Raw genomic sequence first — 6,767 nt, 5'->3', positions numbered from 1 at the left:
GGGAGGAGAAAAAGACCCCCCCACCCCTCCCCCCGACCCCCCTCACCCAAACACACCCCCCCCCCCCCCCCCCCCCCCCACCCCTCCCCCCCCCCCCCCCCCCCACCCCCCCCACCCCCCCCCCCTCCCCCCCCCCCCCCCCCCCCCCCCCCCTTCTCTATCCGGTGGCTGGTGTAGGGTTCGAACCTACGTAGGCTATGCCGGCAGATTTACAGTCTGCTCCCTTTGGCCGCTCGGGCAACCAGCCAGGATCTTGTCCCCCGGGGCGTCCGCCCCGTTCGACGTCGTAAACAATACCTGATGCCAGGGGGTGCTCCGCCACTCGATAGATCACGTGATGATCAAGGGCCACGGCGTGGCTGTCGGGGGCGGGGGCGGGGTACCGCTGGATAGGCTGGGGAGGCGGACGCCCGGTGGGGCAGGCCGTGCCAGTGAAGCCAGAACATCAAGGAGACCAACACCCATGGCCGACTCCAGTTTCGACATCGTCTCGAAGGTCGAGTGGCAGGAGGTCGACAACGCGATCAACCAGACCTCCCGTGAGATCGCCACCCGTTTCGACTTCAAGGGCGTCGGCGGCGAGATCAGCCGCTCCGGCGAGAAGATCGAGATGAAGGCCAACGGCGAGGAGCGCGTGAAGGCCATCCTGGACGTCCTACAGGGCAAGTTCATCAAGCGCGGACTGTCGCTCAAGGCCCTGGACGCCGGCGAGCCGCAGCTGTCCGGCAAGGAGTACAAGATCTTCGCGGACATCAAGGAGGGCATCTCCACGGAGGATGCCAAGAAGGTCGCGAAGATCATCCGCGACGAGGGCCCGAAGGGCGTCAAGGCGCAGGTCCAGGGCGACGAGCTGCGGGTCAGCTCGAAGAGCCGCGACGACCTGCAGACCGTACAGGCACTGCTCAAGGGCAAGGACCTGGACTTCGCGATCCAGTACGTGAACTACCGCTGACCCCCGGAGGGTTGTGCGGCAGGGCCCCGCTCCCGGGAGCTTGAGCTCCAGGGGGCGGGGCCTTTCGCGTGGGTGGGGTCAGCCGGCGGCGGGGCGGGGGTGGGTGGCCGTGGCGAGGGCTTGGGCCTGGGCGCGCAGGGTGGCGAGCTGGTCCAGCAGGGTGGCCGGGCCGGAGGTCTTGGACAGGGTCGGGGCGGTCACCGCCGGGGCGGCCGGGAGCTGGGCGATCAGGCTCTGCAGGGTGGTCTGCAGGGTGGCGACGAGCTGTTGGACGGCCGCGGGGTCGGGGGTGGTGGACGTGGCCTCCGAGAGCAGGCCGGCGATCTGGTTGATGACGTCGCCGAGAGCCCCGAGGGCCGCACTCGGGTCCGGGGTCGCGGGCAGGGCCGGGACGACGGGCACCGGAACGGTCGGCAGTGCCAGGTCCGCGGGCAGGAGCGGGGCGGCGGCCACCACGTCGGCGGGCGCCGGGATGGCGGCGGGGTTCGGGACGGAGGCGAGGGTGGTGCGCGGGGCCTCGGCTTCGTGGCCGGCGGCGGACGCCGTGGTGACCACGGTCAGTGCGAGGGCCGCGATCAGCGCGGCGACCATCCGGGTGGCACGCATGGGTACTGCTCCCTCTCAAGTGCGAGTCGGGCGGGATCGCCCGCTTCACACGGTGGGGCAGCATTCCTGACGCAGCCACCGCAGCTACGCCGAACGACGCGCGACGGCCGGCCGACGATGAGCCATCCGGCGATGGGCCGCCCGACGGCGAGTCATCCGACGGCATCTCAGTCGTCGGCATCTCAGTCGGCGGCGGGTCAGTCGGCGGCGGGTCAGTCGGCGGCTGCCCAGCCGCTGGTGCCGCGGTGGGCGGACAGGCCGACGGACTCGAACTCGTCCACCCGGCCGGCCTCGGTGCGGGCGCCGATCCGCCGCAGGGCGCGGGAGATCGGGGAGCCCTCGGGCGGGAAGGGTTCGAACTCTCCCTTGGTGAGCGGTCCGAGGACGATCCGGCCGTCCTCCCAGACGGCGGCGCGCTGGGTGCCGCTGCCGCCGAAGTACTCGGCCTCGACGCAGGCGATCGGGCCGGCCTTGGACCAGGCGGCCAGCCGGAGTTCGAAGCCGCCCGGGTGCCAGCCGAAGCCGGCCCCCTCGGCGAGCTTCGTCGAGCCGTCGTCGGTCTGGAGGGCGGAGAGCACCGCGGGGGTGACCGGTATCAGGGCCAGACCCTGCGCCAGTGGCACCACCCGGGCCGTCGAGGTTTCCGCCGCGGCCACCGCCAACAGCTCGAATGTTCCTATCAGGGCCTGGAGTTCATAGGACATGCCGGTCATCGTGTCCCACCGCACCGACAGTCGGCGCGGAGTTTATGATTCCGTGCCCGGCTGGAGTCCGTAGAGCAGGGTGAAGACCGTCACGTCCACCGCGTCCTCGGCCGTGCTGGGCGCTTCCTCGTTCAGCTCGTCGATGACTGCGGCGAGTTGGGTCCGCAGCCGGATCAGCCGGTCCGGGCTGAGCCGCAGCGTCGAGTGCACGAACAGTCCGGGCGGCCCGACCGATCCGTCCCGGGGCGAGCTGAAGTCCAGCCGCCCGCCGAGGACCTGGGCGCGGAAGTCGCCGCGGACCCGGTCCATGGCGGCCAGGATGGCGTCGTACGCCTCGGAGCGGCCCGGGGAGTCCGCGGTGAACATCTCCGGGGCGAGCCGGATCGACTCCTGGGCGGCGGCGTAGCGGCTCTCGACGATCCCGGAGACCAGCCGGGTGCCGGCCACGATGACCAGCCCCGCCTTCTCCAACTGCTTGATGTGGCGGTAGAGCTTGGTCTGCGGTTCGCCGAGCGCGGCGGCGATCTCCTTGGCGGTGAGCGGGCGCTCCTCGCCGGACTTCAGGGCGCCGAGGATGGCCAGCCGCAGCGGGTCGGCCAGCGCCTTGAGCACGGCGACGTCGGCCACCTGGCGTTCCTTGACCCAGGTGGTGGGTTGCTCGCCGCCGTCGGCGGGTTCCAGATCGTGCTCGGCCACGGGCACCACCTTGGCAGATCGGCCGCGCCGCACGCAATCACGCTCTGGTGAGCGCTCACCCTTGCGCAACCAATCATGCTTCCGACATCATTCACGACAACGTGAATGATGTCGGAAGCGCGAACAGCGGGGTGGGCCATGGCGGGGAACAGAACGGCGGCTGACGAGTCGAGGACGGCAGCGGGGGCAGGAGAGACGGCGGCGGGGGCAGGAGAGACGGCGGCGAAGGCCGCGGCGGCCACGCCGCCCGTCCCGCTGCGACGGAACTTCCGCTTCCAGGCGCTCTGGGCCGGCCAGGCCGCCGCGACGCTCGGCATGCGGGTCGGCGACACCGCCTTCCCACTGCTGGTCCTCGCACTCACCGGTTCCTCCACCGCCGCCGGGGCCTTCGGGGCCGTACAGATGGTCACGACCCTGCTGCTGGGCGTCCACGGCGGCGTGGTCGCCGACCGCCTCGACCGCCGCCGGGTGCTGATCGCCTCCGACGCCGCCCGGCTGCTCGTCACGGCGACCGTCCCGGTGGCCATGGCCTTCGACCGGCTGACCCTGGCCCACCTGCTGCTCGTCGCCGCCGCCGTAGGGGCGACCATCGCGTACAGCGGCCCGATCCGGCTGCTGGCGCTGCGCTCGGTGGTGGCGCCGGAGCAGCTGCCGCAGGCACTCGCCCAGGACGAGGCCCGGATGACCGGGGCCTCGCTGGCCGGTCCGCCGCTGGCCGGCTTCCTGTACGGGCTCGGCAGCGCGGTGCCGTTCCTCGGCACCGCGCTCGCCTCCCTGCTCGCGCTGGTGGCCGCGCTCGTGGTGCGCTTCCCCGGCCGCCCCGCCGACGCACAGCCGAGCGGCGAAACCGCCACACAGCCGAACCGCGAACCGGGCGGCACGGAACCGGCCCCCGAGTCCGGCGGCGCCCTGGCCGGGTTCCGCCTGCTCGCCGCCGCCCCCCTGCTGCGCTCCGCCCTGGCCGTCCTGCTGGTGGTCAACTTCGCCGGGACGGCCCTGATGCTGCCGGTGATGGTGCTGCTGCGGGACGGGGGCACGAGCAGCGCCGGGATCGGCCTGGCGCTGGCCGGCGAGGCGGTGGGGGCGCTGGCCGGAGCGGTCCTGGTGTCCCGGCTGCACCGGTTGGCCGGGCCGGGCGTCCTGCTGCTGGTGGTGGCCTGGACCGCCGTGCCGGTGACGCTGGCGCCGCTGCTGCCGGGCGGGGTGGCCACCGTGTTCGCCGCGCTGTTCGTGGTGGGGATCGGCGTTCCGGCCCTGCGGGTGATGCTGGACCTGCTGGTGTTCCAGCAGGTGCCGGACGAGCTCCGCGGCCGGGTGATCGCGGCGACCATGACGCTGCTGACCGCGGGCATGCCGGCCGGGACGCTCGGCAGCGGCCTGCTGCTGGACCACCTCTCCCCCGCCGTCGCGCTGGCCGCGATCAGCGTCCTGCTCGCGGCCGCCCTGCTGCCCGCGACCGCGAGCCGTACGCTGCGCCGCGCCGCCTGGCCGGCGCCGCAGGATCCGGCGGCCCGCCCCTGACAGTCGCTCACCCGCGCGGGTGCACGCCGCATGCGGCGGCCTCGGCAACCGGGTGAACTGGCCGGGTACGGCCCGCCCCGGGGCCCCTCCCGGGCGGCGTCCGCGCCCGCGGCGCCGCGCGCCCGGACGTCGCGCAGCCGGCCGGGGCCGTACCGGAGGAGGACAGATGGGTTCCACGGACGCGCCCTCGCCCGGCCGGGGCGGCCCCGGCGAGGCCGCCGCCCCCGACGGTCCCAGCAGGTCCGGTGACCCGAGCAGCCCCGGTGACCAGGGCGACCCCGGCGGCCGGGGAGGCCCCGGTGACCGGAGGAGCCCCGACGGCCCGAGGAGCCCCGACGGCCCGACCACCCGCGAGCGGACCGGCGCGGTGGCCGCCCGGGTGGTCACCGCACCCCGGATGTCCTGGCTGACGCTCGCCCTGATGACCACGAGTTCGGTGGCCAGTCTGCGCTCCGCCCCGACCATGGCCGTCTACGGCCTGGCCTGCGTCTTCCTCTACCTCGTCCCGGCGCTGGTGTTCCTGCTGCCGACCGCGCTGGTCTCCGCCGAGCTGGCGTCCGGCTGGGAGGGCGGCGTCTACCGCTGGGTCTCGGAGGGCCTGTCGAAGCCGCTGGGCTTCCTCGCCGTCTGGTGCCAGTTCGCGATGACGATCTTCTACTACCCGTCACTGCTGGCGTACGTGGCATCGACGATCGCGTACGTGGTGAACCCGAGGCTGGCCAGCAACGGCCCGTACACCGCCGTGGTGATCATGGTGCTGTACTGGACCGGCGTCTGGGTCTCCTCGCGCGGGACGAAGGCCGTGGCCGGCCTGTCCTCGATGGGCCTGGTGATCGGCACGCTGATCCCCGGCACACTGCTGGTGGTGCTCGGCTTCGTCTTCCTCGGCCAGGGCAACGGCTCCGCCGCGCCGATGGACTCCGCGCACCTGCTGCCGCAGTGGGCCGGCCTGGCCAGCCTGGTGCTGATCGTCAACAACTTCCTCAGCTACTCCGGCATGGAGATGAACGCGGTGCACGTCTCCTCGCTGCGCAATCCGGCGCGGGAGTTCCCGCGCTCGATGTTCACCGCGTCGGCGATGGTGCTGCTGATCTTCATCCTGCCGGCGCTGGCGATCAGTTGGGTGGTGCCGTCCAGCGAGCTGAGCCTGACGGCCGGCGTGATGCAGGCCTTCGACGCCTTCTTCCAGTACTTCGACATCGGCTGGCTCACCCCGGTGATCGCGGTGGCGCTGATCGCGGCCTCGCTCGGCGGCATGCTGACCTGGCTGGCCGGGCCGTCCAAGGGCCTGTTGATGATCTCCCGGCAGGAGGGCTACCTGCCGCCGTTCCTGCAGAGGCTGAACCGGGAGGGCGTCCAGCAGAACCTGCTGGTCGCCCAGGGCGTGGTCACCACGGCGATCGCCCTGCTGTACGCGCTGATCCCGAACGTCTCCAGCGCGTACTGGATCTTCTCGGTGATCACCACGCAGGTGTACCTGATCGTCTACCTGCTGATGTTCACCGCCGCGATCCGGCTGCGGCGCACCCGGCCGGACCACCCGCGGGGCTACCGGGCCCCGGCGCTGGTGCCGATCTGCGTGGTCGGGCTGCTCGCCTCGGCGTGCGCGATGGCGATCGGCTTCGTACCGTCGTCCCAGTTCGGCAGCGGCAGCGTCTGGACGTACATCGGGATCGTCGGCGGAGGCCTGTTGGTCCTCGGCCTGCTGGTCCCGTACCTGTTCCTACGGCTGCGCAAGCCCGGCTGGCGCTCCCCGGAGGCGGCGGCGGAGCTGGCCGCGCAGGAGTCGGCCGAGCTGCGCGGCGCCGCGGGCGGTGCGGCATGACCGCCAGCCTGATGGCCTCCCGGCACCGCTGGATCTATCTCGGGGCGATCGGGCTGCTGGTCGCGATGCTGATCACCGGCCTGCTCTCGTTCACCCAACTGCACGCCACCGACCAGGCCGACCGCAAGGCCGGGCAGCTCGCCCGGGCGCTGGGTTCGGCCGGCTATCCGGTGCCCGCGCGGGACCAGATCGTGCACACCCTGGGCGAGGACGGCGGCGCCGTCTGCGCGAACCCGTCGAACGCCCTGACCCAGGCGCAGTGGACGTCCGGCATGTCCAACGGCGCCGACGGGCCGGGCCAACGGCCGGTGCTGTCCGACCGCGACGCGGTGCGGGCCGAGGCGATCGTGCTCTCGGTGTACTGCCCGGGCAGGCTCGCCGAGATCCAGGACAAGATCGACGACCTCAACTTGCAGGACACCGTCCGCAAGTAGCCCGCCCGGCCTTCGAGGAGGACCCGACC

The 6,767-nt window shown here is 72.8% G+C and carries 7 protein-coding genes and 1 tRNA gene; 4 read left to right on the top strand and 4 right to left on the bottom strand.

Going from position 1 to position 6,767, the window contains the following annotated elements; translation table 11 throughout:
- Nucleotides 1-165 precede the first annotated feature (165 nt).
- Nucleotides 166-247 (bottom strand) — tRNA-Tyr (locus AC07AL_RS03740).
- Nucleotides 248-463: 216 nt separating this feature from the next.
- On the opposite strand from AC07AL_RS03740, the gene AC07AL_RS03735 reads away from it, so the two are divergent.
- Entirely contained in the window at nt 464-952 is a 489-nt protein-coding gene (locus AC07AL_RS03735) for a YajQ family cyclic di-GMP-binding protein (protein ID WP_063348915.1), read from the top strand.
- A 78-nt stretch (nt 953-1,030) separates the two neighbouring features.
- Here AC07AL_RS03735 and AC07AL_RS03730 read toward each other — a convergent pair whose 3' ends face one another.
- From AC07AL_RS03730 to AC07AL_RS03720, 3 genes are all read right to left on the bottom strand, one after another.
- The gene (locus AC07AL_RS03730) at nt 1,031-1,558 is read right to left on the bottom strand and encodes a hypothetical protein (RefSeq protein ID WP_400809040.1); all 528 of its coding nucleotides are present in this window, start codon (nt 1,556-1,558) and stop codon (nt 1,031-1,033) included.
- 212 nt (nt 1,559-1,770) lie between these two features.
- On the bottom strand, nt 1,771-2,262 hold the full coding sequence (locus tag AC07AL_RS03725; RefSeq protein ID WP_478316722.1) for a hypothetical protein: 492 nt from the start codon (nt 2,260-2,262) through the stop codon (nt 1,771-1,773).
- A 42-nt stretch (nt 2,263-2,304) separates the two neighbouring features.
- Nucleotides 2,305-2,958 (bottom strand): ArsR/SmtB family transcription factor, encoded by a 654-nt coding sequence (locus tag AC07AL_RS03720; protein ID WP_363579986.1) that lies wholly within the window; start codon nt 2,956-2,958, stop codon nt 2,305-2,307.
- Between the two features lie 138 nt (nt 2,959-3,096).
- Here AC07AL_RS03720 and AC07AL_RS03715 point away from each other — a divergent pair, with 138 nt between their 5' ends.
- From AC07AL_RS03715 to AC07AL_RS03705, 3 genes are all read left to right on the top strand, one after another.
- Nucleotides 3,097-4,479: an MFS transporter gene (locus tag AC07AL_RS03715; RefSeq protein WP_478316719.1), complete on the top strand. Its 1,383-nt coding sequence runs from the start codon at nt 3,097-3,099 to the stop codon at nt 4,477-4,479.
- A 397-nt stretch (nt 4,480-4,876) separates the two neighbouring features.
- Entirely contained in the window at nt 4,877-6,304 is a 1,428-nt protein-coding gene (gene gadC / locus AC07AL_RS03710) for a glutamate/gamma-aminobutyrate antiporter GadC (protein ID WP_400986138.1), read from the top strand.
- A complete protein-coding gene (locus tag AC07AL_RS03705; RefSeq protein ID WP_400986102.1) occupies nt 6,301-6,738 on the top strand; it encodes a hypothetical protein in 438 nt (145 codons plus the stop codon). Before gadC ends, AC07AL_RS03705 begins: the two co-directional genes overlap by 4 nt.
- Nucleotides 6,739-6,767 lie beyond the last annotated feature (29 nt).

This window comes from Kitasatospora sp. NPDC043949, assembly GCF_056435365.1.
Note: the sequence above shows the minus strand (reverse complement) of the source record. Positions and strands in the feature narration are given on the sequence as shown.

Coding starts and splice junctions, on each gene's coding strand:
- AC07AL_RS03725 (WP_478316722.1), bottom strand. CDS start 2,262: ATGTCCTATGAACTCCAGGCCCTGATAGGAACATTCGAGCTGTTGGCG.
- gadC (WP_400986138.1), top strand. CDS start 4,877: ATGTCCTGGCTGACGCTCGCCCTGATGACCACGAGTTCGGTGGCCAGT.
- AC07AL_RS03735 (WP_063348915.1), top strand. CDS start 464: ATGGCCGACTCCAGTTTCGACATCGTCTCGAAGGTCGAGTGGCAGGAG.
- AC07AL_RS03705 (WP_400986102.1), top strand. CDS start 6,301: ATGACCGCCAGCCTGATGGCCTCCCGGCACCGCTGGATCTATCTCGGG.
- AC07AL_RS03730 (WP_400809040.1), bottom strand. CDS start 1,558: ATGCGTGCCACCCGGATGGTCGCCGCGCTGATCGCGGCCCTCGCACTG.
- AC07AL_RS03715 (WP_478316719.1), top strand. CDS start 3,097: ATGGCGGGGAACAGAACGGCGGCTGACGAGTCGAGGACGGCAGCGGGG.